Below are 25,302 nucleotides of genomic sequence, written 5' to 3' on the forward strand. Positions count from 1 at the left end.
CGGAGCCGGACGGGCGGCTGCCAGGGTCGAAAATTGGTTGTGAACCGCCCGCATCAGCGGTCGACCTCACCGAACACGATGTCCAGAGACCCCAGCACTGCCGAAACGTCGGCAAGCATGTGCCCGCGGCACAGGAAGTCCATGGCCTGAAGGTGGCTGTAGCCCGGAGCCTTGATCTTGCAACGGTACGGCTTGTTGGTACCGTCCGCGACCAGATAGACGCCGAATTCACCCTTCGGCGCTTCGACGGCCGCGTAAACCTCGCCCTCAGGGACGTGATACCCTTCGGTGTAGAGCTTGAAGTGGTGAATGAGCGCTTCCATCGAACGCTTCATTTCACCGCGCTTCGGCGGCACGATCTTGCCGTCGATAGACGAAACCGGACCGGTTTCGACAGTCAGCTTTTCAAGGCACTGCTTCATGATGCGGACTGACTGGCGCATTTCTTCCATGCGGATCAGGTAGCGGTCGTAGCAGTCGCCGTTCTTGCCGATCGGAATATCGAAATCAAGCTCGGAATAACATTCGTAAGGTTGCGACTTGCGCAGATCCCAGGGCGCACCGGAGCCGCGGACCATCACGCCCGAGAAACCCCAGGCCCAGGCATCGTCCAGATCGACGACACCGATGTCGACGTTACGCTGCTTGAAAATGCGGTTATCGGTCAGAAGACCCTCAATATCGTCCAGCGTCTGCAGGAACGGATCGCAGAAGTCCCAGATATCATCGAGCAGTTCGCGCGACAGATCCTGGTGAACGCCACCCGGACGGACGTAAGCGGCGTGCATGCGCGCACCGCAGGCCCGCTCATAAAACACCATCAGCTCTTCGCGAGGTTCGAAGCCCCAGAGCGGCGGTGTCAAGGCGCCAACGTCCATGGCCTGGGTGGTAACGTTCAGAAGATGCGACAGCAGACGGCCGATTTCGGAATAAAGGACTCGGATCAACTGACCGCGCTTGGGCACTTCCACACCGAGCATACGCTCGATGGCAAGGGCAAACGCATGTTCCTGGTTCATCGGCGCCACGTAGTCGAGGCGATCGAAATAAGGAACGGCCTGCAGATAGGTTTTCTGCTCGATCAGCTTTTCGGTCCCGCGGTGCAGGAGGCCGATATGCGGATCCACACGGGTGACCACTTCGCCGTCCAGCTCAAGCACGAGGCGCAACACGCCGTGCGCTGCCGGGTGCTGCGGACCGAAGTTGATATTGAAGTTACGAACCTGAGCCTCAGCCATTTTGAGGTTCCTGCATTTTTTGCGTGAAATAGGCGATGACTTCGGGACCGGTCATTCTGCGGGTTTCATTAGCGAAAGCGTAGTTTGCCGGCTGTTCGTCAACGAAAATCTCGGACGTGAACTTGAAGGCGGCCGGGTTGTCAAAGGCTTGTGCGGAGACACTGACGTGAGATCCGTCAGCCATGCGCCACATCAGCGAAGAGCCGCATTTGCTGCAGAAAACCCGCTCGCCGTAGTCGGATGACTTGTAGACGCCGAGGGCTTCCTTGCCTTGAACGTCAAGACTGTCCATCGATCCGCAGCTGACAGCCATATAGGTACCACCGGTCCAGCGGCGGCACATGGCGCAGTGGCAGACCCCCATTTCGCCGTCTACCGGCGTTGCGGCAAACCGCACCTCGCCGCAAAGACACCCACCTGAAAGCCGTTCAACCATTTTCATACGTCTCCCGGCCAACGTTTAAAGGCCAAGACCCAAAGCAACACTAGATTCAACAGCGGCACTAACATCAGCAAGCTAAGAGCTGCTGGCCATCCCGCACGAGGAAAGATGCGCCAAAAGGGAACGACAAACACTATCACCCAGATCAGCATAATAAGTATTTGCCAGATGCTAATACCCATTGCCCCGCCCCTCAGTTCGTCGTTGCCTTCTCGTCACCGGGCAGCACGTAGTCCGTGCCTTCCCAGGGCGAGAGGAAGTCGAAGGAGCGCATTTCCTGGTTCAGGCGGACAGGTTCATAGACAACACGTTTTTTCTCGTCGTCGTAGCGCACTTCCACAAACCCGGTGACCGGAAAGTCCTTGCGCAGCGGATGGCCGTCGAAACCATAGTCGGTCAGGATACGGCGAAGGTCCGGATGGCCGGAAAACAGGATGCCATACATGTCGTAGGCTTCACGCTCGAACCACTCAGCGCCCGGAAACAGCGGTGTCAGCGAAGCCACCGGCGTGTTCTCGTCGGTGGCGACCTTCACGCGGATGCGCTGGTTCTGAACGGGAGACAGGAAGTGATAGACCACGTCGAAGCGCTTTTCGCGCGACGGATAGTCCACACCGCAAATGTCCGTCAGATTGACAAACTTGCACGAACTGTTGTCGCGCAGAAAGCGGATCGCATCGAGAATGTCGGTCGCGTCTACGGTCAGCGTCAGCTCACCATATTCGACCTTCCAGGACACAAGGGACTCACCCAGACCGAGCTCGATATGCTCAGCGAGTTCCTTCAACGTCTCGTCCATCGTGTTCGACCTCACTCGTAGATCAACAGGCGGTCAACCGGTTCCGATTGAATGCCGACTGCAGATCGATCCAGTTTGCCGGGTTTTTCAGCGCCTGCAGGGCGCGACCCGTATAGTCAGTTTGGCAGGCGCCATGCGCCCGCTTCCTTAAAAATCCGCCGCCTCTCCGGCGGCAGATCCTTATCTTTCGATCGTACCCGTGCGGCGGATCTTCTTTTGAAGCATCAACACGCCGTAGAGCAGAGCCTCGGCTGTCGGAGGACAGCCCGGCACGTAGATATCGACCGGTACGACCCGGTCGCAACCGCGCACCACCGAATAGGAATAGTGGTAGTAGCCGCCGCCATTGGCGCAGGAGCCCATGGAGATCACGTAGCGCGGCTCAGGCATCTGGTCGTAGACCTTGCGAAGAGCCGGCGCCATCTTGTTGGTCAGCGTTCCGGCAACGATCATGACGTCGGACTGGCGCGGAGAAGCACGCGGCGCAAAGCCGAAGCGCTCGGCGTCGTAGCGCGGCATGGACATCTGCATCATTTCCACGGCGCAGCAGGCCAGACCGAAGGTCATCCACATCAAAGAGCCGGTACGAGCCCACTGGATGAGGTTGTCGGTGGAGGTAACAAGAAAGCCCTTGTCGGCCAGCTCATTGTTGACTTCCAGGAAGAATGCGTCATCCGCGCCAACAGGCTTGCCCGTATTCGGGTCGATAATACCCTGCGGCTGCGGTGCGACGAGCGGCTCGGTCGTGGTCAATCCCATTCCAGCGCTCCCTTTTTCCATTCGTAGATGAAGCCGACGGTCAGGACACCGAGGAAGACCATCATGGACCAGAAACCGTACCAGCCAAGGTCACCGAACACGGTTGCCCAGGGGAACAGGAACGCGACTTCCAGATCAAAGATGATGAAAAGGATCGAGACCAGATAAAAGCGCACGTCGAATTTCATGCGCGCATCGTCGAACGCGTTGAAACCGCACTCATAAGCCGACAGCTTTTCCGGATCGGGATTCTTGTAGGCCAGAATGAACGGTGAAATCAGCAACGCAAGGCCGATCACCAGCGCAATGCCGATGAACACGACGATCGGGACATATTCCCGCAAGAGTTCTTCCATGTCTTTCGCGTCCTTGCATATGGAGGCGGATCGGGAGGCGATCCGGTGCCGGGGCTGCGCGCCTCGTTGCCTCATTTTACCGGCAGGTCACGCAGTGCCCGTCGGCATAATGAAACCAACATGCGAGCGCACGCTTAGCTTACGACTTGGTGCAACGCAAGACCCGCATGCGGTCAAACTCTTGCCATGTTTGCACCTGCTTGGCACCTACCCCCGACAAATCCTTAATTTCAGCCAGTTTGCAGGAAGGCAAAAACTTTGCACAACCCTCAAGGAAATATGCCGCACCTGCGTTCGTTTTCCACCCCTCCCGCAGAATCGCGAACTGCGCCAGTCAAACACCAATAGAGCTGAAATTTGAATTGACTGCGCCGCACCTGCCGTACGCGCATGATAGTCATATTGACGTCAATGCCAAGGGGGACAAAAGCGGCACGACAAGACGACCGCTTCAAGCGCGATCTCAAGGTTTTGGCAGAAGTATCTGGAGAAAAACAGGAACCGTGAGTGGCGCGAGTGACGGGGCTCGAACCCGCGACCTCCGGCGTGACAGGCCGGCACTCTAACCAACTGAGCTACACCCGCACATTCACGGTATTTGCGCCATTTCCCTTCTGTACCAGAGTACATCGATGGGAAGTGGCGCGAGTGACGGGGCTCGAACCCGCGACCTCCGGCGTGACAGGCCGGCACTCTAACCAACTGAGCTACACCCGCTTCGTCAGGCAACATGTTGTCGCCCTGAAGTGGCGCTGATGTACGGCGGCTGGTTTTGGAAGTCAAGCACCCTATTCCATCCGAATTGCCGTTTTTTGACAAAGCACCACCCAATCGCAGGTTTTCCCCAAGGCCGCTTTGCCATTCAGTGTGGATAACTTCCTGTTTCGTAACGGAATTATCTACCCCATGTACCGCACTTTTCGATGGGCTTCCCCCTGAAGCCTTTCGCCAACTCACAAGGAGACTCAGGCCCAGGCAGTTCCAGCAGGCTTCCCAGGCCTTTTTATTCCGCTGGCACCAGCCGCGTATCGCGCAGCAGGCCTTCCCTGGCAAGAATGGGCACGGCCGCAGCAGCGAACAGCGAATTGATTTCCTTGAGGCTGCGCATCACCTCCAGATGGGCGTTGCTCGATTCCATGCTCTCAACCGTCTTGGACTTCAATCGTTCAAGATGCCGATTATGGCTTTCCCGCTCCAGCGTGCGCATCTTGTCCTTTTCCGCAATCAGCTCTCGCGCAGAAGCGACATCGGCGGAGACCAGCACATTGAGAGCCAATTCCATGTTCGCCAGAACGCGGTCGTGCATCCAGGTCAGCTCCCTCAGCCCTTCAGGCGAAAAGCTGATCTTGTTTTTCTGCAGTTCAAGCGCAAGTTCCAGCAGGTTCTTTGCCACCAGGTCGCCTGCCCGCTCCAGATTGACCGCGAAACCCACCAGCTCCATGCTGCGTTCGGCCTGTTCTCCAGTCAGCTCACCGCGGTTCACCTCCGCGATATAGAGTTTCACCGAGGAGTGGATCGCGTTGACCTGAGTGTCCAACTGCTGCAGGCGCCTGATCTCCTGCTCACTTCCCTTCTCCAGCATCATGAGAACCGGTCTGGCCATCACCTCGACCAATTCTCCCATGCGCAGAAGTTCGCGCGTCGCACTGGCAAGGGCGAGCCTTGGATTGCCGACCAGTTGCTTGTCGAGGGCGCTTTGCGGCGTCAGCCGGTCCCTCTCCCCTGCTTCCTCACTGTCAGGCACCATGCGCTCAACCAGCCAGGCGACCGGCCGCGTCAGCGGCAGGCAGACGAGAACCAGCAGGAGATTGAAGAGCACATGAACGGCAACGATCTGCTGTGCCGGATCATTGCTGAGCGCAGCCAGAGGCAAATCGTGAATTTTGAGCGCCAGCATCACCAACACAGCGCCGGTGGACCTGAAGACAAAGTTTCCGAGCGGTAGAAGCTTGGCCTTGCGGTCCATTCCGCGTGTCAGCCAGAGCGCGACGAAGCCGGCGCCGACATTCGCCCCCAGAACAAGCGGAATGGCCGCCTCTTGCGGCAGGCCGGTCTTTTGCACGAGCGCTGCGATCATCAGCACGGCCGCCACGCTGGAATGCACCAGAAACGCCAGCAGTGCCCCAACAGCCGTCGCCGTCGGGGTATCCTGCGCCAGGTAGCCAGCAAACTGAGGCATGAACCGCGCTTCCTTCAAAGGCGTTGTCGCCTCGCCAATCATTTGCAGCGCAATCAGGATGAAGGCGATCCCAAGCAGAATGCGTCCGATCTGCTTAGCGGACCGTGCGTCGAGTTTCAGGAACAGCCACGCACCTCCCCCCAACAGCAAAGGCACCAGCCAACTGAGATCGAACACCAGGAACTGCACGACAAGCGCCGAACCGAGATCAGCCCCCAGAAGAACCGCCAGTCCGGCAGCGGTGGAAATGAAACCGGATGTCGCAAAACCGGCCGCCAGAATGGCGACCGCCGTCGCGCTTTGCAGCAATATGGCAACCGCTGTTCCGGACAAAGCACCGGCAACCGGCCCGGAAGACGCCTTGCCGATGGCACGCCTGAGCGACGGCCCGGCAGCTCTTTCGAACCCCGTTCGCACCATCCGTACCGCGTAGAGGAGCAGCATGACCGCCCCGAACATCTTGATGAAAACTAGAATTCCCATCGCGCCAAGTCGCTACCTTCAAATGAGTTTTTTAGTTAGCCGCAGAAGTTTATCGGACAAAAAAGAAAAAGAACACTCACCATTCGAAGGCAAAACGAAATCAAATCTGCGCGACAATCCAAACCGAGAGCAAAAACCCATGCGGCAGTGGGGACTGGAAATTCTCTGTCTGCCCGCCGCTTAGCTTAGTCTGATGGCGGCGAACAAGACAAAAACCCCAGATGCACAGGCACCGCGGTTACAAATGTCAGATTTTAAAAGGAGAATGGTGGGCGATGAGAGACTCGAACTCCCGACATCTTCGGTGTAAACGAAGCGCTCTACCAACTGAGCTAATCGCCCTCAACGAGGTGAGACGCCTTTTAGGGGCTCCCTTGCTACTTGGCAAGAGCAAAATCTCAGATTTCCGTTTCGGGGGCAAAGCCTGTGGATGACGGCTCCAGGGAAAGGCAAACTGGCTGTTCCAGAAGCGAGAGAAAGCCCAACCCATGCTGACGTCCCGCCGGTCGTTTCTGACAGGAGTTTTGTCGCCCCTTTTCAGCCTGCCTCTGTTGAAGGGAGCCAGCTCAGCGCCGTCTGCCGCTGGGCGGAAGGTGTTGGTCATCGGCGCCGGCATCGCCGGTCTGGCTGCCGCAAAAACACTCACAGACAACGGTTTTTCCGTAACCGTGCTTGAGGCTGGCAGCTGGATCGGCGGCCGTTTGCGCACCGACAGGTCACTGGGTGCGCCGCTGGACCTGGGAGCAAGCTGGATCCACGGCACCTGGTCCAACCCGATTACGAAGCTCGCACAGCGCTTCTCTCAGCCATTGTTCGAGTGGGACTATGAAAACGAAGAGGTCTTTGACCTGACCGGAAGTGACGGCCGCTCGGTTGAGCGTTTCGAAGTCTTCTCAGACGCCCTGGACAGTTTCATGGAAGAACATGAAACATCCCTCCTCCGGATGTCCGCTGCCGACGCCGTTGAGAAGATTCGCCAGCAGCGGGCCCTATCAGACCTTACAGATGCCGAAGTCGGATTTCTGGCGCATATCCTGCTGGAACAGGAGTTTGCCGTTTCAACAAGCGACCTGTCTCTGGCAGGCTTGGATGAAGGCACTGCATTTGGTGGGCCCGACGCTGTGCTTCCGGATGGCTACGACAAGATTGCTGAAGGGTTATCTGCAGGGCTCACCATCCTCACCAAAGCCGTGGTGGACCGCATCGAGCATTCCTCGAAAGGGGTCAGCGTCACTGTCTCAGGTGAGGTCCTTGATGCCGATTTTGCGATCTGCGCCGTACCACTCGGTGTCCTGAAGGCTGGTTCGATCGCCTTTTCGCCGCGCCTCCCTGATGCCAAGCGCCACGCCATCGATGCTCTCGGAATGGGCCTGCTCGACAAAATATATCTGTCGTTCCCAGAACCCTTCTGGGACGAAACTGTCCACAATTTTGGCCGGATTTCAGAAACACCCAACGCTTTTGCCTTTTGGCCAAATCTTTTGCCCGTTACCGGAAAACCGATTCTCTGCGCGCTGAATGCCGGAGCATTTGCGCTGGAACTTGAGGAACTCAGTGAAGAGGGGCGCAGACGCGCCGCCTTCGAGGCACTTCAGACCATGTTCGGCCGCGACATCCCGCCACCTGCCGCCAGCGTGAGTTCCACCTGGCAGCAGGACCAAAGAACGCTGGGATCCTACTCGTTCTTGCCGGTCGGAGTGGAGCCAAGAGCAAGACAGGCTCTGGCTGCCGACCTCAATGGCCGTGTCTTCTTTGCCGGAGAAGCAACCGCTTCGGACTATCCGGCAACCGTACACGGCGCCTGGCTTTCCGGCCAACGCGCCGCACACGACGTAATCGCACACGTCCGATAAACTTACTGGAACTTATAGGCAAACTGGAGCATGTCGGTGAGACCGCGTTGAGGGTTGTCCGCGGCAAGTCCATTCTGATTGAAGAACTGCACCAGGCGGGCAATCCCCTGCTGGTCGTTAGGCCCCCTCGGCGGCGGTTGATCCATCAGCTTTGCCGCAATGATCCAGGACATCGTCCGGCGCAGGCGGTTCTGATTGGCGCTGAATTCCGGATTGCTGGCAGCCCTTTCGAACAGGCCGCCCCAGGCCTGATTGACGGCATCGTTGATGGCCTCGATCCGAATGAAACCAGCCTTGTCCGGACTGCGCGCCTTGTTGAGAAGGTGGTCGATGTTATAGCCGGCAAGATCTGACGACGCTGCCTTGATGCCATAGACCTGCTCGACAAAGCGCAGCCAGGCTTTCTGATAGGACGAATAGCCCGCCCTCACCCAGACGCTGGCATTCTCGTCCGGGTTGCCGGGTTTCTGTACGATGGCGACATTCTTCAGGCTGCTTCTGCCGGCCTTGCCGGTTTGCACGTCGTCGTCGAAATCATCGAGGAACACCAGGCGACCGAGGGCTGCGGGGTGTTCCACCTGAACCTGCACCAGAGGGTTGCGGACCCAGGCATCGAATAGCGCGCGCTGGCGCCTGCGGATCAAGGCTTGCAGTGACATTCCAACTCCTGTTGAGCAATTGGCATCACCTCACGACAGACGCACTATACTGCAGACGGGGAAAGTCGCCAGCGCTCAACCCAAAACTCATCTTCCAAACAAAGAAAGCCCCGCATCCGTTTCCGGATACGGGGCTCAGCGAAGAAATCGCAAGTGAGCGCTATTAGGCGTTCACGGCGTCCTTCAGGCCTTTGCCGGCCTTGAACTTCGGCGTCTTAGAAGCCGGGATCTGAATCGTTTCGCCAGTCCGCGGGTTACGGCCTTCGGTTGCTGCACGTTCGGAAACAGTGAAGTTACCAAAACCGATGATGCGGACTTCGTCACCGCTTTTCAGCGTTTGCGTCACAGCATCAAAAGTTGCGTCAACTGCTTCGCCTGCCTGCGCCTTGGTGAGGCCGGTCTTTTCTGCAACAGCTGCGATCAGATCGTTCTTATTCATAGCAGATACCTTTCTAAGAAACGGCAGATTGCCGACGATTCCTGTCAGCGCCGTTGCGCGAAATTCGGTTGAATTGGACTGAAACGCAAGAGGTTTTTTCGCAGAAAACAGCCATTTTGACCGATTATTCAAAAGAAAAGCCCCGGTTTTGCCGGGGCTTTCCAATTTGTGCGCTGCAATGTCGCGATTAGTGGGCAAGAACACCGGAGGCGTCGTCGTCCGTTTCACGCGCTTTGGTTGCAGCCTCGTGGGCTGTTTCATCCCATTCGATAGGCTCTGGCAAACGGACAAGAGCGTTTTTCAGCACTTCTTCCATGCCCGAAACCGGGATGATCTCAAGCGAGTTTTTGACCGAGTCCGGAATGTCCGCCAGGTCCTTGGCGTTGTCTTCCGGGATCATGACCAGCTTGATGCCGCCACGCAGAGCTGCCAGCAGCTTCTCTTTCAGACCACCGATCGGCAGGATGCGACCGCGCAGGGTGATTTCCCCTGTCATGGCTACATCCCGGCGAACCGGAATTCCGGTCATGGTCGAGATCACGGCCGTTGCCATGGCGATACCTGCGGACGGGCCATCCTTGGGAGTGGCACCTTCCGGAACGTGGACGTGAATGTCCTTCTTCTCGAAGGTCGGCGGTTCGATGCCGTAATCGATCGCACGCGAACGGACATAGGACGCCGCCGCGGAAATCGATTCCTTCATCACGTCTTTCAGGTTGCCGGTGACGGTCATCTTGCCCTTGCCGGGCATCATGACGCCTTCGATGGTGAGCAGCTCACCGCCGACTTCGGTCCAGGCAAGGCCTGTCACGACACCGACCTGATCTTCCAGTTCAGCTTCACCGTAGCGATAGCGCGGCACGCCAAGATATTTCTCGACGACTTCACTCGTGACCGTGACGCTTTCCTTGTCGCTCATCAGGATGTCCTTGACCGCCTTACGGGCAAGGGTCGCCATTTCGCGCTCAAGGTTACGCACACCGGCTTCGCGGGTGTAACGGCGCACGATGAAGTGAAGCGCTTCGTCCTCGATGGTGAACTCGCCTTCACGCAGGCCGTGATCCTTCTCGGCTTTCGGGATGAGGTGACGGCGGCAGATTTCCACCTTTTCCTCTTCCGTGTAACCGGCAATGCGGATCACTTCCATACGGTCCATCAGCGGGCCCGGAATGTTCAGCGTATTCGCCGTGGTCACGAACATCACATCCGACAGGTCGTATTCGACCTCCAGATAGTGGTCCATGAAGGACGAGTTCTGTTCCGGATCCAGCACTTCCAGAAGAGCCGAGGACGGATCGCCGCGGAAATCCATGCCCATCTTGTCGATTTCGTCGAGCAGGAAGAGCGGGTTGGACTTCTTTGCCTTCTTCATCGACTGGATGACCTTGCCGGGCATCGAGCCGATGTAAGTCCGGCGGTGACCGCGGATTTCCGCTTCGTCACGCACACCGCCAAGCGACATGCGAACGAATTCACGGCCCGTAGCCTTCGCAATCGACTTGCCGAGCGAGGTCTTGCCGACGCCAGGAGGGCCAACGAGACACAGGATCGGACCACGCAGCTTGTTGGCCCGGCTCTGCACCGCAAGATATTCCACGATCCGTTCCTTGACCTTCTCCAGGCCATAATGATCGGTGTCGAGAACCTTCTCGGAGAAAGCCAGGTCGTGCTTGACCTTGGACTTCTTGTTCCACGGAATGCCGATCAGCCAGTCCAGATAGTTGCGCACGACGGTCGCTTCCGCGGACATCGGGCTCATCTGTTTCAGCTTCTTGATCTCGGCAGCGGCGCGTTCGCGCGCTTCCTTGGTCAGCTTGGTCTTCTTGATCTTGTCTTCGAGTTCGGCAATCTCGTCGCGGCCGTCCTCGCTGTCGCCGAGTTCCTTCTGAATGGCCTTCATCTGCTCATTCAGATAATACTCGCGCTGGGTCTTCTCCATCTGCCGCTTGACGCGGGAGCGGATGCGCTTTTCCACCTGCAGGACAGAGATTTCACTCTCCATCATGCCCAGAACGCGCTCAAGCCGCTCAGCGACGGAAACAACGCCGAGAATTTCCTGCTTTTCCGGAATCTTGATTGCCAGATGAGAGGCAACCGTATCGGCAAGCTTGGAATAATCGTCGATCTGATTGATCGCGCCCAGAACTTCCGGCGAAACCTTCTTGTTCAGCTTCACGTAGTTTTCGAACTCGGACACGACCGAGCGGGCAAGCGCTTCCACTTCGATGTTCTCGCCATCACGCTCCGGCAGAACCGTTGCGGAGGCTTCGAAGTAGTCGGTACGATCGGTGTAATCACCGATTTGCGCACGTGCTCCGCCTTCCACCAGAACCTTGACCGTGTTGTCGGGCAGCTTCAGAAGCTGCAGCACGGTCGCGAGCGTGCCGACATTGTAGATCTGGTCCGGGTTGGGGTCGTCGTCAGCAGCATTCATCTGTGTCGCCAGAAGAATGTGCTTGTCGGTGGTCATCACCTCTTCGAGCGCCTTGATTGACTTCTCGCGGCCGACGAAGAGCGGCACGATCATGTGCGGGAAGACAACAATGTCGCGCAGGGGCAAGACGGGGTAGACAGACGTGCTGTCCTGATCTGTGGCGCGAATTTCTGCGTCGCTCATTTTTTTTCCTTTCTCAGCGTGTCCCGGCCCCACTCGGTAAAAGGCAGCCAAAACACTGGAAAACGGCTTCGGACCGGAAGGTCCTGAAGGCCAGATCACGGCACCCCTGATGGGCGCGCCGACAATCCGCATAAGCCGTCCTTAGGTCTATTAGGTGGACACCAGACCTGCCGGTGTCAAGGCAATCGGTTGCTGCCCACAGGTCTTGTCTGTTGACGACTCGTCGCGCCGGTGGAAAACGCAGCGCCGCGCGGCTTTATCGCCCAAAAACAAAATGCCGCTCGGTTGGAGCGGCATTTCGTCAAAGTCTCTGGGAACAACAGCCTTCAGAGCCTCAGGCGCTGGTAGCCGACGTTTCTTCCCGGTCTTCGTAAATGTAGAGCGGACGAGCCTCGCCCTTCACGACTTCCGGAGAGATCACGACTTCCTTAACGCCCTTCAGGCCCGGCAGCTCGTACATGGTGTCGAGCAGGATGGCTTCGAGGATCGAGCGCAGGCCGCGTGCACCGGTCTTGCGTTCGATGGCCCGGCGAGCGATTGCCTTGAGGGCCTCCTCGTGGAAGGACAGTTCAACCTGTTCCATCTCGAAGAGGCGCTGATATTGCTTGACCAGAGCGTTCTTGGGCTCGGTCAGGATGGTAACCAGGGCTTCCTCGTCGAGGTCTTCCAGGGTCGCGATCACCGGCAGACGACCCACGAATTCCGGAATGAGACCGAATTTCAGCAGATCTTCCGGTTCCAGCTCGGCGAACAGTTCGCCAATGCGGCGATCTTCCGGAGCATGGACCTTTGCCTGGAAACCGATGGAGGTCTGTGTGCCGCGATCGGAGATGATCTTGTCGAGTCCGGCAAAAGCACCACCACAGATAAACAGGATGTTGGTCGTGTCCACCTGCAGGAATTCCTGCTGCGGATGCTTTCGGCCACCCTGAGGCGGCACGGAAGCAACGGTGCCTTCCATGATCTTCAGAAGTGCCTGCTGAACACCTTCGCCCGAAACGTCGCGGGTGATCGACGGATTGTCGGCCTTGCGGCTGATCTTGTCGACCTCATCGATGTACACGATGCCGCGCTGCGCGCGCTCGACGTTGTAGTCGGCGGACTGCAGCAGCTTCAGGATGATGTTCTCAACGTCCTCGCCCACGTAACCGGCTTCGGTCAGCGTGGTGGCGTCTGCCATGGTGAAAGGCACGTCCAGAATGCGGGCAAGGGTCTGCGCGAGCAGCGTCTTGCCGCAACCGGTCGGCCCGACCAGCAGGATGTTGGATTTCGCCAGCTCGACATCGTTGTTTTTCGATGCGTGATTGAGGCGCTTGTAATGGTTGTGAACGGCGACCGACAGAACCTTCTTCGCGCTGCCCTGCCCGATGACATAGTCATCCAGAACGTCGCGAATTTCCTGAGGGGTCGGGATCCCGTCCCGTGATTTCACCAGCGAGGATTTGTTTTCCTCACGAATGATATCCATGCACAGCTCGACACATTCATCGCAAATGAAAACAGTCGGGCCGGCGATCAGCTTGCGAACTTCATGCTGGCTCTTGCCGCAGAAGGAGCAGTAAAGCGTATTCTTGGAATCGCTGCCGCTGGCCTTGGTCATGTAGTCAACCTCGCGTTTACGGGGGAGTGTTTCCCCTTATCTTTCCGGTTGCGGCCAAATTATGACTGAACCGGTTCTGAAGCGGCAACAGTCGCCACTTCACAATGTGATGTCATCATGCTTCGCCAGTAAAAATCAATATAGGTTTAAGGCGAAGATGAAAACCCGGCATCACCTGGGGATTTTCCGGCTTTAAGCGTGGAAATTCAATCCATGCTTAAAGCCGGGTAACTCCCTCACTTCTCTTCGTCGCCGCCGAGCGTATTGCGATCGGTGATCACCTTGTCGACGATCCCGAATTCCTTAGCCTTTTCAGCGGTCATGAAGTTGTCACGTTCCAGCGCCTCCTCGACCTGGTCGAGAGTACGGCCGGTGTGCTTCACGTAGATGTCATTCAGCCGGCGCTTCATCGCCAGGATTTCCTGTGCATGAAGCATGATATCGGCCGCCTGACCGCGGAACCCGCCAGAAGGCTGGTGCACCATCACCCGCGCATTTGGCAGGATGTAGCGCATGCCCTTCTCGCCCGCGGCAAGCAGGAGTGAGCCCATGGAAGCGGCCTGGCCGATGCAGAGCGTCGACACGGCCGGACGAATGAACTGCATGGTATCGTAGATCGCGAGACCGGAGGTGACGAGACCACCCGGCGAGTTGATGTAGATCGCGATCTCTTTGCTCGGGTTTTCAGCTTCCAGATACAGAAGCTGAGCGCTTACCAGGGTTGCCATATGATCCTCGACCGGGCCGGTCAGGAAGATGATGCGCTCCTTCAGCAGGCGCGAATAGATATCGAAGGCCCGCTCTCCCCGGTTGGTCTGCTCGACAACCATCGGCACGAGAGTGTTCATGTAGATATCGACAGGATCCTTCATACCTCATCCATATGCTTGAGATGTTGCCTGGAGAACCTCCAGACAGGAAACAGGCCTTGAAGCGCATCGATTCAGGGCCTGACTCGAAAAAAGCGACACCCCGTATATATGGGATGTCGCCCTCAACGCAAAGTCATGACAGATGCGGCGTGAATGCAAGGTTAAATATGCAGCCACATCTGGGGATAGACGGGAAAACCGGTTGGCCAATCTGGCCGCTTTCGAGAGCAAGCTCCCGAAAGCGGGTCAACCTTAAGCCTCGTCTTCTTCCTCAGCGACCAGCTTCTCCAGCTCTTCCTTGGTCACCGTCTTGTCGGTCACCTTGGCGAGTTCCAGCATGAAGTCGACGACCTTTTCTTCGTAGATCGGCGCACGCAGGGAAGCCAGGGCCTGCTGGTTGTTCTTGTAGAATTCGAACACCTGCTGTTCCTGACCCGGGAACTGGCGGACGCGGTCGTAAAGAGCGCGCTGCAGTTCCTCGTCGGTCACCTGGATGTTGTTCTGCTCACCGATTTCGGACAGAACCAGGCCGAGACGGACGCGGCGTTCAGCGATCTTGCGGTATTCCGCCTTCGCTTCTTCTTCCGTCGTGTCTTCGTCTTCGAAAGTCTTCTCGTTGCGCTTCATGTCTTCTTCGACCTGGCGCCAGACAACATCGAACTCGGAGTTCAGCAGTTTTTCCGGCAGATCGAACGAATAATGTTCGTCCAGCTTGTCGAGAAGCTGACGTTTGACGCGCTGGCGGGTCATCTGACCGAACTGGCCTTCGATCTGGCCCCGGACGATTTCCTTAAGCTTGTCGAGAGACTCAAGGCCGAGGTTCTTTGCGAACTCATCATCGACCTTGGCTTCGCCAGGAGCTGCAACTTCCTTGACGACGATGTCAAAGGTTGCTGCCTTGCCGGCCAGATGTGCTGCCGGATAATCTTCCGGGAAGGACACTTCGATGACCTTCTCGTCGCCGGCTTTCACGCCAACGAGCTGCTCTTCGAAGCCCGGGATAAACTGACCGGAACCGAGAACCAGCATGCCGTTCTCGTCGGCACCGCCTTCGAAAGGCTCGCCGTCGATCTTGCCGAGGTAGGACATGGTCACGCGGTCGCCGTCTGCAGCCGCACCGTCTTTCGCGTCGAACGGCGTGTTGTTCTTGGCAATCTGCGAAACCTGATCGTCGACTTCGTCTTCGGCGATTTCAACGACCGGACGCTCGATTTCGATACCGGAAAAATCGACGATCTCGAAGCTCGGCAGAATGTCGTAGGTCATCTTGAAGGAAAGATCGGCGTCACCGGCCAGGATCTTCTCGGCATCTTCTTCCGGCAGATCGATTTCCGGGGTCAGAGCCGGGCGCTCGGAGCGCTCCTCAACAGCCTTCTGAGTGGTTTCCTGGATGGTGTTCGACAGGATCTCGGCCATGGCCTGGCGGCCATACATCTTTTTCAGATGGGCCAGCGGAACCTTGCCCGGGCGGAAGCCCTTGATGTTGGCCTTGGATTTCAGGTCGGCCATGTAATCGTCGAGCTTGGCGGCGAGATCACCAGCCGGAATGTCGATTTTCAGCTCACGCTTGAGGCCCTCGGAGAGGGTTTCGGTTACCTGCATGGGTTTTGTCGTCCTCGGTCCCGAGCGGCAATCCGCCCCGGAGGTTTCGTTTTTAAAATCCCGTGTGCCGCATTGCCTGCACTCCCCTTTTGCCGGGAGCGTTCAAACGGCAACGCATCGCCTTGAACGCAGTCCAAGACGCACGATGGGAGCGCGATACTGCGTAGGCCCGAAAGTGTCAAGGGGAGAGCGGGGTTTTGCTGGCCTAAATCGCCAGAAATCGGCTCTTTTGGCATGGCGTTTTGATCTTTTCCGACCACCTGGGTCGAAACGCCAGCCCTTGGGCCCACCGGCATTCGGGTAGCGTCCTTCGCAACCGGATACCGCCCCCGCCGCATCGGCCTCACCGCCGCTCCACAACCAAGCGCGCCCCTCTGCACGGATGAAGCGAAAGGGCCTTCAACGCACAACGCGAAGGTCAATCGCACAGGATCACTGCTGCAAACTGACGCTCATTCCGCCCGGATATCGCCAGGCTGGAACATCGTGATTTTGAAAAGAATGGTGCGGATGGAGGGACTTGAACCCCCACGCCTTGCGGCACCAGAACCTAAATCTGGCGTGTCTACCAATTTCACCACATCCGCATCGCTCATGAGTGACGGGGCACCCCGCGATTGAAGCGGGGCCTCTATAACATCGCTGATTTTCCCGTCAAAGGAAAAAGCAGCGCCCTGCCTCACGGGCAATCGGGTTTCTCCACAAGCGCGCGAAGCACAGGCTTGAGGGCGCTCTCCAGATCCTCGGAGGTCAGTCCCGGCCCTGCCTCCCGGCCCGCTTCACCATGGAGCCAGACCGCCATGGCAGCCGCTTCAAAGCCGGGAACACCCTGCGCCAGCAGACCGACAACAATGCCGGCAAGCACATCGCCGGATCCTGCCGTCGCAAGCCACGGCGGCGCATTGCTATTGATCGCCGCACGCCCATCCGGCGCGGCAATAACGCTGTCCGGCCCTTTCAGAATCAGGACAGCACCGGATCTTCGCGCCGCCTCGCGAGCGCGGAACAATTTGTCGCCGGAAAGATCGGGGAAAAGACGGGCAAACTCCCCTTCGTGCGGCGTCAGGACAACCGGCTCGGGATGCGATTTGAGACGGCTGAACAAGCGGCTTGGGTCATCAGCGAAACTCGTCAGAGCATCAGCATCGCAAACAACTGCACGATTGGCATCCAGGATCTCCGCAACTGCCAAGCAGGTCTTTTCGCCGACACCATAACCCGGGCCGATCAGGACCGCGTTCAGGCGCTGATCCGACAGAAGATCGCGAATACCGGTTTCGGGTGCAACCTTCTTCAGCATCACCGCTGTCAGATGGCTTGCGTTGACCAGGAGCGCATCCGGGGGCGAGGCCAGCGTGACAAGGCCTGCCCCTGCCCGCAACGCTGCACCTGCCGACAGCCGCGCCGCGCCAGTTGCTGTGACCGGACCGCCGAAGACAACCGCATGTCCTCGGGAATATTTGTGACCTGTTGGAAGAGCTTGCGGCCAACTGCCCAACCAGAGATCGGGACCGTTGACGAATGTGGCGGGCGCGATTTGATCGAGCACATCCGCCTCGATGCCGATCTGCGCAACGATTGTCCGCCCGCAGTGCTGCCGGCCTGGATAAAGCAGATGTCCCGGCTTCTGACGGAAGAAGGTGACCGTCTGCCGTGCGCTGACTGCCTCCCCTTCAACCGCCCCATTTGCCCCCTGAACTCCGGACGGAAGATCAACGGCCAACACTGGTACGCCGGACTGATTGACGGCTTTTACCAAGGCTTCGGCTGCCCCGCTTAAAGCCCGATCCAATCCGGCACCAAAGAGTGCATCCACAATCAGATCGGCATCTGTCAGAGCGGCGCTTAAATCGTTCGCGACATAATCGCCCTCAACGGCAAGGGAGCTAGTGAGTTCCATACGCTGAAAAGCTTCAAGCGCATCGCCCTTCAAATCATCCGGCGATTTGAGCAGCCTGACGTCAACAGCGTATCCTGCCGATGCCAGGCAACGCGCCGCAATAAAACCGTCGCCGCCATTGTTGCCGGGTCCGCACAGAACGACAATCCGGCCGAATACCGGCACCATATCCGCGGCGGCTCTCGCCACGGCCTGGCCTGCGTGTTCCATCAGATCAATTCCCGGAACCCCGCCCTCGATTGTGAGGTGGTCCGCTCGTCCCATTTCCTGCGGGGTCAGCAATACACATTGCAGGGTCGCATCGTGCCGGCTCATTTGTCAGCCACCTCTTCTGTTTGCAAGCCCCACCTCAGAAAGCACTGAACCGGCTCTTGAGCCCCGTGTCCGGGCTCAGACCAGAGGAACGGAAATGCGAATGGCGACACCTTTGGCGGTGAATTGCCGATCGATCTTGCCGTTCATCTCGCCGGCCACCAAGGCTTCCATAAGCCTGCTGCCGAAGCCGAAACTCTTCGGAGCTTCGACCACGTTGCCCGTCTCCTCAACCCAATCGAGTTCAAGCTGCATGCCTTTTTTCGCCGGCACGACTTTCCAGATAACCTCGAAGCGTCCGTCCTCGGCGAAGACGTCGGAATATTTCATCGCGTTCGTCGCCAGTTCGTGGAACACCAGCCCGAGCGCATGCGTGCCGGTCTCGTTGAGCTGAACCACCGGCCCCGCAAGCTTGATGCCCTTCGCCCCCTCGCCGAAAACCTGTTCAAGCTCTTGCAGAAGCAGCGCCTTCAGATCGGCCTTCGACCACCTGGACCGGGTCAGCAGATCCTGTGCGTTCGCCATCGCCTGCAAGCGCGAGCTGAACGAATCGTTGAATTCCTCAAGGCTTTCGGACGCGCCGGCCGTCTGCCGGGCAATCGCAAGAATGCGGGCAATCGAGTTCTTGATCCTGTGCTTCATTTCCTGAAGCATCAGATCCTTTTCCTGGATTGTCTTTTCAGACATTTCCTTCAGCCGCTGATTGGCTTCCCTCGCCCGCAACCGGGAGCGAATCGAAACCGCGAACGCGGCAGAGAAAAGCAGCGACACAGAGCCAAGCATGAACGTACGCCAATAAAGAAAGGCATAGTCCTTGGGCGCAGCTTCGATGACCGAGATCTCCCAGACCCGTCCGCCAACTTCAATCTGTCGCGTGACGAGATATTCCGCCTCTCCGGCTCGTTCTTCATAGCCTTCAGACGTGTAAAGGTGTTCGGCGGCCCCATCCGAAACATCAGTGGTGTTGACGAGAACAGGAACCGGAGTTGGTGAGGTCAGCGCGGCCTTATGAAGGTCTCCGGCGCGGAAGGGCGCATAAACAAAGCCTTCGATCCGCTCTTCCCCGTTCAGCGGCTCTCCACTGCCCTCCTCCTCAGCCAAAAGAGGCAGATACGCCAGGAAGCCGGTCTGCTTTTCGTTCGTGATTTCCTGAACAAGCATGACAGGGGCAGAGGCTCTCACGGCAAGATTATCCGCGGACGCCATCATCGCTTTTCGCCGTGTTTCATCTGCGAACATATCGAAACCCAGCGCAGCCTTGTTGCGCAGATCCAGCGGCTCAAGCAGAACGATTGGCGTGCGATACGCCTGATCTGTTGCCGGCCAGACCTCACGTTCCAGTTCGTAGTTCCGCTGCAGCAACTGACTGGCTTCCTCCTCGCGGCCGGTCTGCATCAACGCGGCGAAGCCGATTCCCTGCATTCCCGACAGATGACCCTTCAGGAAAAGCCCCAGCGCAAAGCTCTGGAACTTGGGCCGTGATATCGACCCGCGATCGGCTTCAAAAAAGGAATGCGTCGCCGCAATGAGGGAAAAATTCTGTTCGGTCCGCCCGCGAATACGGTCAACCGCCTCTTCGGCGCGTATTTCGAACTCGCGCCGCTCAACAGCCCGTTCCCGCTCCAAAATGATGTAGGTGAGCGACAGGCCAATCGCCGCACTTATCACGAACACAAGAAGGGGAATGTGTCTTTTCATCGCCGCTGGCCTGACCCTTGAAGAACGTTTGGAGGACACAGAATTAGAAAGTTTTCACGAGGGCAGCAACAAAAATCATTTACAGAACCAACAAGAAAACAACAAGAACCATCTTAACATTTGTTAATTTCAATATTCAGAAAAGTATCGGATAAATATCTTTCCAAATTAAATCCTGAATCATCACTTTAAAACAAGTGTTATTGCGCACTCGCAAGAAAATCAACGTAATCCTCAGGCCCAAACCATATCTTCACGCACTTCCCGGCGCACGTTGTAGTCGGTTTTGGGAAATATCAGGCTGTAGGCAATGCCGCCGAAAAAGACACTGAATGTCGCAGACCCGCTCAGGGATTGCGGCAGCACCGTTTCGAGCAACAATGCGGAAAAGGCACTCCTGTGCAGTTCATCATCGCTAGCTGTTGCTGGCTCATCCGCACCCTTGTCAGCGGCGCGACCTGCATTCCAGTTGATAGACAGACACGCCCGCCCGTGATGAATCACTGTCTTGCAAGTAAGTGATATGTCCCCAGCCCCCTCCAGCCCGGCATCGGCGAAGGTTGCAGCAATCAATTCATGAAGACCAAGCCCGACATATAGCGCAGCATTGGGTGTCAGCAGAGGGTTTTCACCGGTCGTAGAGATCGAAACTGCGCGCCTTGCGCCGAACAGCAACATCTGAGATCGCGCAAGGTCGAACAAGCGCACCCCGAACCAGTCAGCTTCCGTCACAAGGTCCTGGGAGTTGGACAACGAAAAGATGCGTCCCTGAAATTCGGCTATGAACTGATCCAGAGACCCTGAATAGCGAGCCGACTGCGTGGCAAGGCTCTGAATGACCGCCAGAAGGTTTTTGGACCTGTGGCTGACCTCAAGAAGAAGATCCTTGAGCGCCTGCTCCCTGCGGCTGCTTTCGGTGATATCGACGATGGTTGTCAGGATCTGTGAAGTGTCTTTGACACCGGCAATCGTTTCGATGTGGATTTCGAAAATCTGACCACCATCGGCCATGACTTCCAGTTTGACGGCCTGCCCGGTCTGCAACACCATTGTCTTGGCCTCGCCAAGCTGCCTGCCAATGCCAGCGCCAAAGATCGACTCGTCCGTCGGAGCGTTGCCGGCAGGCACTGACCAAATATGCGGCAGATTGGTGATGTAGAGGTAATTCAGCAAATCATCTTGCAGCATCACGCAGGCACGCGAACGCAACAGGGCGAGAATGAGGTATTCCCGAAGCTGCTCATCGGACTGGCTGGCATTGTGCCATGTAAGCCTTCGCAAAGATGCCCTCACTAAAATCACAAACCAGACGCTTCATCCGCCAGAAATCTGCGGGGCTGGTGTTTTCGCGTTCATCTTCGTAGCACGCCTGCGATCAGCGACAGTATAAAAACCGCTACAAACAACCCGGCCAGGATTTGGGCAACCGGCGCCGACGCACCCCCCATCCCCATAACACCGAACACACCCGCAACAAGTGCTATGGCCACGAGGGCCAAAGCATAAAAGAGCATAGCCGTCTCCATCCTTCCATTTGTCAGCAACGCGCAGCGGTGCGGATGGTTCCTCACCCGGGAAGTTGCCGCGCCCCCCGACCATTGCCCGCTTCGCCGCCACAAGAAGACCACTCGAGTGACCGGAGATTGTGCAATTTGCTGCAAGCGATGCGGAGCAGCCTTTCGACCAAACGACAACATTCAGCCTATTTTTTAGGCTCTTTGCTTATTTTGTCACCATATGACAAACATCAGATGTGATAGACAACCAACCTGTTGGTTAAATTTGCCGCTTTTAGTGGCGGATTTCCCTGCACGGGTAAAATTTCCGGGCTGTCATCCCCGGTTGGCACACATCGTGCTTTATTGCTGGCAACGGTCCCTTCCGGGCCCGGCCGGGTCGTTTTGACCTGAACCACCGGAAAAGGGCACGCCGAACTTATCCGGCCTTAAAAGTGGAGAGAGACACAAGGTGATGAAAAAGATCGAAGCGATCATCAAACCCTTCAAATTGGACGAGGTCAAAGAAGCTCTGCAAGAGGTCGGTCTCCAGGGCATCACCGTTACAGAAGCCAAGGGTTTTGGCCGCCAGAAGGGCCACACGGAACTTTATCGCGGCGCTGAATATGTCGTGGATTTCCTACCGAAGGTGAAGGTGGAAATCGTGCTTGGCGACGACATGGTTGAGAAAGCCGTTGACGCAATCAGATCCGCCGCGCAAACAGGCCGCATTGGCGACGGCAAGATCTTTGTTTCTAATATCGAAGAAGCAGTCCGTATCCGTACCGGCGAGTCCGGAATAGACGCTATCTGACCCACCCATTCCGGCAACCGCCGGTAATCCGAATTCCGGTCCCACGCAACGGAGCCAAATTTTAGACACTCTGCTGGACCGGAACAGCACCCAACCGTTCACATGAAAAACTAAAGGGATGGACACTATGACCACTGCCGCTGAAATCCTTAAGGAGATTCAGGAAAAAGACGTGAAATTCGTCGACCTGCGCTTTACCGATCCTAAGGGTAAAATGCAGCACGTCACCATGGACGTAGCACTCGTCGACGAAGACATGTTCGCTGAAGGCGTTGCCTTCGACGGCTCGTCCATTGCCGGCTGGAAAGCCATCAACGAGTCCGACATGATGCTGATCCTGGATCCGGAATCCGCACACATCGACCCGTTCTTCGCACAGTCCACAATGGCAATCTTCTGCGACATCGTCGACCCGGTCACCGGTGAAGGCTACAACCGCGACCCGCGCATGACCGCGAAGAAAGCAGAAGCCTACGTCAAGTCCGGCGGCTTCGGCGACACCGTGTTCGTCGGTCCGGAAGCAGAATTCTTCATGTTCGACGACGTCCGCTTCAACGCAGACCCGTACAACACCGGCTTCATTCTCGACAGCTCGGAACTGCCGTCCAACATGGGTTCCGAATACGAAACCGGCAACCTCGGCCACCGTCCGCGCACCAAGGGCGGCTACTTCCCGGTTCCGCCGGTCGACAGCGCACAGGACATCCGTTCCGAAATGCTGTCCGTCATGGCAGAAATGGGCGTTCCGACCGAAAAGCATCACCACGAAGTGGCTGCTGCACAGCACGAACTCGGCATGAAGTTCGATCACCTGACCCGTTGCGCCGACAACATGCAGAAGTACAAGTATGTCGTCCACCAGGTCGCACATGCCTACGGCAAGACGTCCACCTTCATGCCGAAGCCGGTTTTCGGTGACAACGGCACGGGCATGCACTGCCACCTGTCCATCTGGAACAACGGCGAGCCGACCTTTGCCGGCAACCAGTATGCCGACCTGTCGGAAAGCTGCCTGTACTTCATCGGTGGTATCCTGAAGCACGCCAAGGCTCTGAATGCCTTCACCAACCCGTCGACCAACTCCTACAAGCGTCTGGTCCCGGGCTACGAAGCTCCGGTTCTACTGGCATACTCCTCGCGTAACCGTTCGGCTTCTTGCCGTATTCCGTTCACCGCTTCTCCGAAGGCAAAGCGCGTTGAAGTCCGCTTCCCGGATCCGTCCGCGAACCCGTACCTCTGCTTCTCCGCTCTGCTGATGGCCGGCCTCGACGGGATCAAGAACAAGATCCACCCGGGCGATGCAATGGACAAGAACCTCTACGACCTTCCGGCCGAAGAGCTCGCAGAAATCCCGACCGTTTGCGGCTCCCTGCGTGAAGCACTGGAAGCAGCCGATGCGGACCGTGAGTTCCTGAAAGCCGGCGGCGTGTTCGACGACGACCAGATCGACGCTTACATTGAACTGAAGATGGAAGAAGTCGAGCGTTTCGAAATGACCCCGCACCCGGTCGAGTTCGACATGTACTACTCTGTCTGATCCCATCGGGTTCAGATCAACGGAAAGGCCGGGCATTTGCCCGGCCTTTTTGTTTGCTCAGTTTTGCGGTGTCCCTGCTTCCACCGAACGGGTGATCACCGCCTGCACCAGGCAGGAAGTTCAGCTTGAAAAGAATCCCGCTCGAATAAATCGTGAGCGATCTAAGCTTGCACGCGCAACCAATCGGCAAGCGACGCACGTTTGCTGCGGCCACGGCCGCGCATGGCGGGAGACGCGATCATGGCATTGAGAACGGATTCCTGCGTCGTTTCGGCGGTTGCCTGAAACAGGACATCGATCTTGTCCTCCCTGAGAACATCGCGCGCGATAAAGTCGCTTTCCTCGAAATGAGCAGTCCTGCCAGCAGTCGAAAAGGCAAGCGCGATATCGCCGCTTCCATTGCCATAGAAAGCGCCAAGCCGCGCCAGCCCTGCCCCGGCCCGCCGGGCAATCCTTTTCAGTTGCCGGCTCTCAAGCGGCACATCGGTCGCCAGAACCACGATGACCGAACCGCGTTCTTCGCTCTGGCGAGCCTCCTTGGGGTGCGGCCGCCGCCCATCCGGCAGCACCAGATCGCCGGGGCGGCCAAAATTGGCAAGCACCAGGGCGGCAAGCCTGTGCTGACGGCCACCAAGTTCAAAAACGCGGGAGGCGGTGCCTATGCCGCCCTTGAAGCCGAACGCGCTCATGCCCGTCCCGGCCCCTACGCTGCCCTGTTCGACCGTTGAACCGGCAGCATTCAGGGCGGCTTCCGCATCGGCTTCGCTCAAGGCCATTGCCTGAATATCGCTCAGGTAACCGTCGTTGCATTCCATCACCACGGGATTGATGGTGCCTGTTGAGCGGCCAATTTCCGGATTTTCGGCAATCGATCTGCGGATAAGCGCATTCACGCCGGTGCCAACGCCAAAGGTGTTGGTCAGCAGGATTGGTGTTTCCAGCGTTCCCAGTTCGTCGACCTGTATCAGGCCTGCGCTCTTTCCAAAGCCGTTGATGACCTCGACAGCGGCGGGAAGTTTCTCGCGAAAGAGGTTGCCGGGATGCGGCACGATGGCTGTGAAACCGGTTCTGAGATCACCCGTATTCAGCGTCCGATGGCCGACAGAAACACCGCCGATATCCGTGATGGTATTCCGGGGGCCAGGTTCCAGAGTGCCGCATATGAGGCCATGGGCACGGGAGGGAGACTGCGTAAGGTCGGAAGACATGGAACACCGGATGCAAATTTCACTGTTCCGAGTTGAAAAGCAGGCTCAACCAAATCTCAAGACGAAAAAGCCTCCCGAAGGAGGCCATTCGCTGATGCTGTGGATGAGATCAGTAGCAGACGCGCTGATATCCGACGACAATATAGCGTCCGTAATAAGGGCTCCAGCGGGTCACCGGACGGTTCTGACAGCGGACCGGCTGATAGTAGCGCGGCTGCGCCTGGGAAGCGATGATGGCACCGGCGGCAAGGCCGATAATGGCACCAGCGGCAATCGCGCCACCGCGGTTCTTGGCATGGGCTTCATTCGGGGTAATGGTAACTGCAGCGGTGGCCATGGTGGCGACTGCGACGGCGGCTATTGCAAACTTGCGAAACATGACGGCTCCTTTCAATTGTTGAACAGCGGCTTTCCGTGCGCTGCTGATGGTTTCAATTTA

Annotated in this window: 21 protein-coding genes and 4 tRNA genes; 4 read left to right on the forward strand and 21 right to left on the reverse strand. The window is 57.5% G+C overall.

Going from position 1 to position 25,302, the window contains the following annotated elements:
- Positions 1-53 precede the first annotated feature (53 nt).
- From SIAM614_RS11740 to SIAM614_RS11780, 8 genes are all read right to left on the reverse strand, one after another.
- Positions 54-1,238: an NADH-quinone oxidoreductase subunit D gene (locus SIAM614_RS11740; RefSeq protein WP_006934715.1), complete on the reverse strand. Its 1,185-nt coding sequence runs from the start codon at positions 1,236-1,238 to the stop codon at positions 54-56.
- Positions 1,231-1,680: a GFA family protein gene (locus SIAM614_RS11745; protein WP_006934716.1), complete on the reverse strand. Its 450-nt coding sequence runs from the start codon at positions 1,678-1,680 to the stop codon at positions 1,231-1,233. The genes SIAM614_RS11740 and SIAM614_RS11745 overlap by 8 nt, the downstream gene beginning before the upstream one ends.
- Positions 1,681-1,873: 193 nt before the next feature.
- Positions 1,874-2,479: an NADH-quinone oxidoreductase subunit C gene (locus tag SIAM614_RS11755; protein ID WP_006934717.1), complete on the reverse strand. Its 606-nt coding sequence runs from the start codon at positions 2,477-2,479 to the stop codon at positions 1,874-1,876.
- A 180-nt stretch (positions 2,480-2,659) separates the two neighbouring features.
- Positions 2,660-3,238, reverse strand: a complete 579-nt coding sequence (locus SIAM614_RS11760) for a NuoB/complex I 20 kDa subunit family protein (protein ID WP_006934718.1) — start codon at positions 3,236-3,238, stop codon at positions 2,660-2,662.
- A complete protein-coding gene (locus tag SIAM614_RS11765; RefSeq protein WP_006934719.1) occupies positions 3,229-3,594 on the reverse strand; it encodes an NADH-quinone oxidoreductase subunit A in 366 nt (121 codons plus the stop codon). Before SIAM614_RS11765 ends, SIAM614_RS11760 begins: the two co-directional genes overlap by 10 nt.
- Before the next feature lie 508 nt (positions 3,595-4,102).
- A tRNA-Asp gene (locus tag SIAM614_RS11770) sits at positions 4,103-4,179 on the reverse strand.
- A gap of 55 nt (positions 4,180-4,234) precedes the next feature.
- Positions 4,235-4,311, reverse strand: a tRNA-Asp gene (locus SIAM614_RS11775).
- 286 nt (positions 4,312-4,597) lie between these two features.
- A complete protein-coding gene (locus SIAM614_RS11780) occupies positions 4,598-6,217 on the reverse strand; it encodes a Na/Pi cotransporter family protein (RefSeq protein WP_198137307.1) in 1,620 nt (539 codons plus the stop codon).
- Between SIAM614_RS11780 and SIAM614_RS32440 the strand changes: the two genes are divergently transcribed.
- Positions 6,216-6,440 (forward strand): hypothetical protein, encoded by a 225-nt coding sequence (locus SIAM614_RS32440; RefSeq protein ID WP_198137308.1) that lies wholly within the window; start codon positions 6,216-6,218, stop codon positions 6,438-6,440. The genes SIAM614_RS11780 and SIAM614_RS32440 overlap by 2 nt on opposite strands.
- Positions 6,441-6,522: 82 nt before the next feature.
- On the opposite strand, the gene SIAM614_RS11785 is transcribed toward SIAM614_RS32440, so the two are convergent.
- Positions 6,523-6,598 (reverse strand) — tRNA-Val (locus SIAM614_RS11785).
- Between the two features lie 251 nt (positions 6,599-6,849).
- On the opposite strand from SIAM614_RS11785, the gene SIAM614_RS11790 reads away from it, so the two are divergent.
- Positions 6,850-8,109 carry a flavin monoamine oxidase family protein gene (locus SIAM614_RS11790; RefSeq protein WP_157139805.1) on the forward strand — a complete coding sequence of 420 codons (1,260 nt, stop codon included), beginning with the start codon at positions 6,850-6,852 and terminating at the stop codon, positions 8,107-8,109.
- Positions 8,110-8,111: 2 nt separating this feature from the next.
- On the opposite strand, the gene SIAM614_RS11795 is transcribed toward SIAM614_RS11790, so the two are convergent.
- The 10 genes from SIAM614_RS11795 to SIAM614_RS11840 all read right to left on the reverse strand — a co-directional run bounded on the left by SIAM614_RS11795 (position 8,112) and on the right by SIAM614_RS11840 (position 21,089).
- Positions 8,112-8,768 carry a hypothetical protein gene (locus tag SIAM614_RS11795; protein WP_006934726.1) on the reverse strand — a complete coding sequence of 219 codons (657 nt, stop codon included), beginning with the start codon at positions 8,766-8,768 and terminating at the stop codon, positions 8,112-8,114.
- A gap of 163 nt (positions 8,769-8,931) precedes the next feature.
- Complete coding sequence (locus SIAM614_RS11800) at positions 8,932-9,207, reverse strand: HU family DNA-binding protein (RefSeq protein WP_006934728.1); 276 nt, start codon at positions 9,205-9,207, stop codon at positions 8,932-8,934.
- Between the two features lie 187 nt (positions 9,208-9,394).
- Positions 9,395-11,824, reverse strand: a complete 2,430-nt coding sequence (gene lon / locus SIAM614_RS11805; RefSeq protein ID WP_006934730.1) for an endopeptidase La — start codon at positions 11,822-11,824, stop codon at positions 9,395-9,397.
- Positions 11,825-12,158: 334 nt separating this feature from the next.
- On the reverse strand, positions 12,159-13,424 hold the full coding sequence (gene clpX, locus SIAM614_RS11810) for an ATP-dependent Clp protease ATP-binding subunit ClpX (RefSeq protein WP_006934735.1): 1,266 nt from the start codon (positions 13,422-13,424) through the stop codon (positions 12,159-12,161).
- Positions 13,425-13,660: 236 nt separating this feature from the next.
- Entirely contained in the window at positions 13,661-14,296 is a 636-nt protein-coding gene (locus SIAM614_RS11815) for an ATP-dependent Clp protease proteolytic subunit (RefSeq protein WP_006934737.1), read from the reverse strand.
- Between the two features lie 252 nt (positions 14,297-14,548).
- Entirely contained in the window at positions 14,549-15,898 is a 1,350-nt protein-coding gene (gene tig, locus SIAM614_RS11820; RefSeq protein WP_006934738.1) for a trigger factor, read from the reverse strand.
- Between the two features lie 502 nt (positions 15,899-16,400).
- Positions 16,401-16,485: transfer RNA gene (locus tag SIAM614_RS11825), tRNA-Leu, on the reverse strand.
- Between the two features lie 92 nt (positions 16,486-16,577).
- The gene (locus SIAM614_RS11830; protein ID WP_006934739.1) at positions 16,578-18,113 is read right to left on the reverse strand and encodes a bifunctional ADP-dependent NAD(P)H-hydrate dehydratase/NAD(P)H-hydrate epimerase; all 1,536 of its coding nucleotides are present in this window, start codon (positions 18,111-18,113) and stop codon (positions 16,578-16,580) included.
- Between the two features lie 75 nt (positions 18,114-18,188).
- Positions 18,189-19,808, reverse strand: coding sequence for a CHASE domain-containing protein (locus SIAM614_RS11835; protein ID WP_006934740.1), 1,620 nt, complete (start codon positions 19,806-19,808; stop codon positions 18,189-18,191).
- Between the two features lie 234 nt (positions 19,809-20,042).
- Entirely contained in the window at positions 20,043-21,089 is a 1,047-nt protein-coding gene (locus SIAM614_RS11840) for an HWE histidine kinase domain-containing protein (protein ID WP_006934741.1), read from the reverse strand.
- A gap of 690 nt (positions 21,090-21,779) precedes the next feature.
- Here SIAM614_RS11840 and SIAM614_RS11850 point away from each other — a divergent pair.
- Both SIAM614_RS11850 and glnA read left to right on the forward strand, forming a co-directional pair.
- Positions 21,780-22,118 (forward strand): P-II family nitrogen regulator, encoded by a 339-nt coding sequence (locus tag SIAM614_RS11850; protein ID WP_006934743.1) that lies wholly within the window; start codon positions 21,780-21,782, stop codon positions 22,116-22,118.
- Between the two features lie 127 nt (positions 22,119-22,245).
- Positions 22,246-23,655 carry a type I glutamate--ammonia ligase gene (gene glnA / locus SIAM614_RS11855; RefSeq protein ID WP_006934744.1) on the forward strand — a complete coding sequence of 470 codons (1,410 nt, stop codon included), beginning with the start codon at positions 22,246-22,248 and terminating at the stop codon, positions 23,653-23,655.
- Positions 23,656-23,816: 161 nt separating this feature from the next.
- Here the strand turns inward: glnA and SIAM614_RS11860 are convergent, their stop codons facing one another.
- Together SIAM614_RS11860 and SIAM614_RS11865 are read right to left on the reverse strand one after the other, a co-directional pair.
- Positions 23,817-24,863: a DmpA family aminopeptidase gene (locus SIAM614_RS11860; RefSeq protein WP_006934745.1), complete on the reverse strand. Its 1,047-nt coding sequence runs from the start codon at positions 24,861-24,863 to the stop codon at positions 23,817-23,819.
- A 109-nt stretch (positions 24,864-24,972) separates the two neighbouring features.
- Positions 24,973-25,242, reverse strand: coding sequence for a hypothetical protein (locus tag SIAM614_RS11865; RefSeq protein WP_006934746.1), 270 nt, complete (start codon positions 25,240-25,242; stop codon positions 24,973-24,975).
- Positions 25,243-25,302: the final 60 nt, after the last annotated feature.

The sequence above is a fragment of the Roseibium aggregatum IAM 12614 genome (assembly GCF_000168975.1).
Taxonomy (GTDB): Bacteria; Pseudomonadota; Alphaproteobacteria; order Rhizobiales; family Stappiaceae; genus Roseibium; species Roseibium aggregatum.

Bases quoted from the DNA above. Each gene is read 5' to 3' on its own strand.
- tig (WP_006934738.1), bottom strand. From the start codon at position 15,898: ATGCAGGTAACCGAAACCCTCTCCGAGGGCCTCAAGCGTGAGCTGAAA.
- SIAM614_RS11850 (WP_006934743.1), top strand. From the start codon at position 21,780: ATGAAAAAGATCGAAGCGATCATCAAACCCTTCAAATTGGACGAGGTC.
- SIAM614_RS11765 (WP_006934719.1), bottom strand. From the start codon at position 3,594: ATGGAAGAACTCTTGCGGGAATATGTCCCGATCGTCGTGTTCATCGGC.
- SIAM614_RS11745 (WP_006934716.1), bottom strand. From the start codon at position 1,680: ATGAAAATGGTTGAACGGCTTTCAGGTGGGTGTCTTTGCGGCGAGGTG.
- SIAM614_RS11800 (WP_006934728.1), bottom strand. From the start codon at position 9,207: ATGAATAAGAACGATCTGATCGCAGCTGTTGCAGAAAAGACCGGCCTC.
- SIAM614_RS11830 (WP_006934739.1), bottom strand. From the start codon at position 18,113: ATGAGCCGGCACGATGCGACCCTGCAATGTGTATTGCTGACCCCGCAG.
- SIAM614_RS11760 (WP_006934718.1), bottom strand. From the start codon at position 3,238: ATGGGATTGACCACGACCGAGCCGCTCGTCGCACCGCAGCCGCAGGGT.
- SIAM614_RS11755 (WP_006934717.1), bottom strand. From the start codon at position 2,479: ATGGACGAGACGTTGAAGGAACTCGCTGAGCATATCGAGCTCGGTCTG.
- glnA (WP_006934744.1), top strand. From the start codon at position 22,246: ATGACCACTGCCGCTGAAATCCTTAAGGAGATTCAGGAAAAAGACGTG.
- SIAM614_RS11835 (WP_006934740.1), bottom strand. From the start codon at position 19,808: ATGAAAAGACACATTCCCCTTCTTGTGTTCGTGATAAGTGCGGCGATT.
- SIAM614_RS32440 (WP_198137308.1), top strand. From the start codon at position 6,216: ATGACCGCCCCGAACATCTTGATGAAAACTAGAATTCCCATCGCGCCA.
- SIAM614_RS11740 (WP_006934715.1), bottom strand. From the start codon at position 1,238: ATGGCTGAGGCTCAGGTTCGTAACTTCAATATCAACTTCGGTCCGCAG.
- SIAM614_RS11815 (WP_006934737.1), bottom strand. From the start codon at position 14,296: ATGAAGGATCCTGTCGATATCTACATGAACACTCTCGTGCCGATGGTT.
- clpX (WP_006934735.1), bottom strand. From the start codon at position 13,424: ATGACCAAGGCCAGCGGCAGCGATTCCAAGAATACGCTTTACTGCTCC.
- SIAM614_RS11865 (WP_006934746.1), bottom strand. From the start codon at position 25,242: ATGTTTCGCAAGTTTGCAATAGCCGCCGTCGCAGTCGCCACCATGGCC.
- lon (WP_006934730.1), bottom strand. From the start codon at position 11,824: ATGAGCGACGCAGAAATTCGCGCCACAGATCAGGACAGCACGTCTGTC.
- SIAM614_RS11860 (WP_006934745.1), bottom strand. From the start codon at position 24,863: ATGTCTTCCGACCTTACGCAGTCTCCCTCCCGTGCCCATGGCCTCATA.
- SIAM614_RS11795 (WP_006934726.1), bottom strand. From the start codon at position 8,768: ATGTCACTGCAAGCCTTGATCCGCAGGCGCCAGCGCGCGCTATTCGAT.
- SIAM614_RS11780 (WP_198137307.1), bottom strand. From the start codon at position 6,217: ATGCTGCTCCTCTACGCGGTACGGATGGTGCGAACGGGGTTCGAAAGA.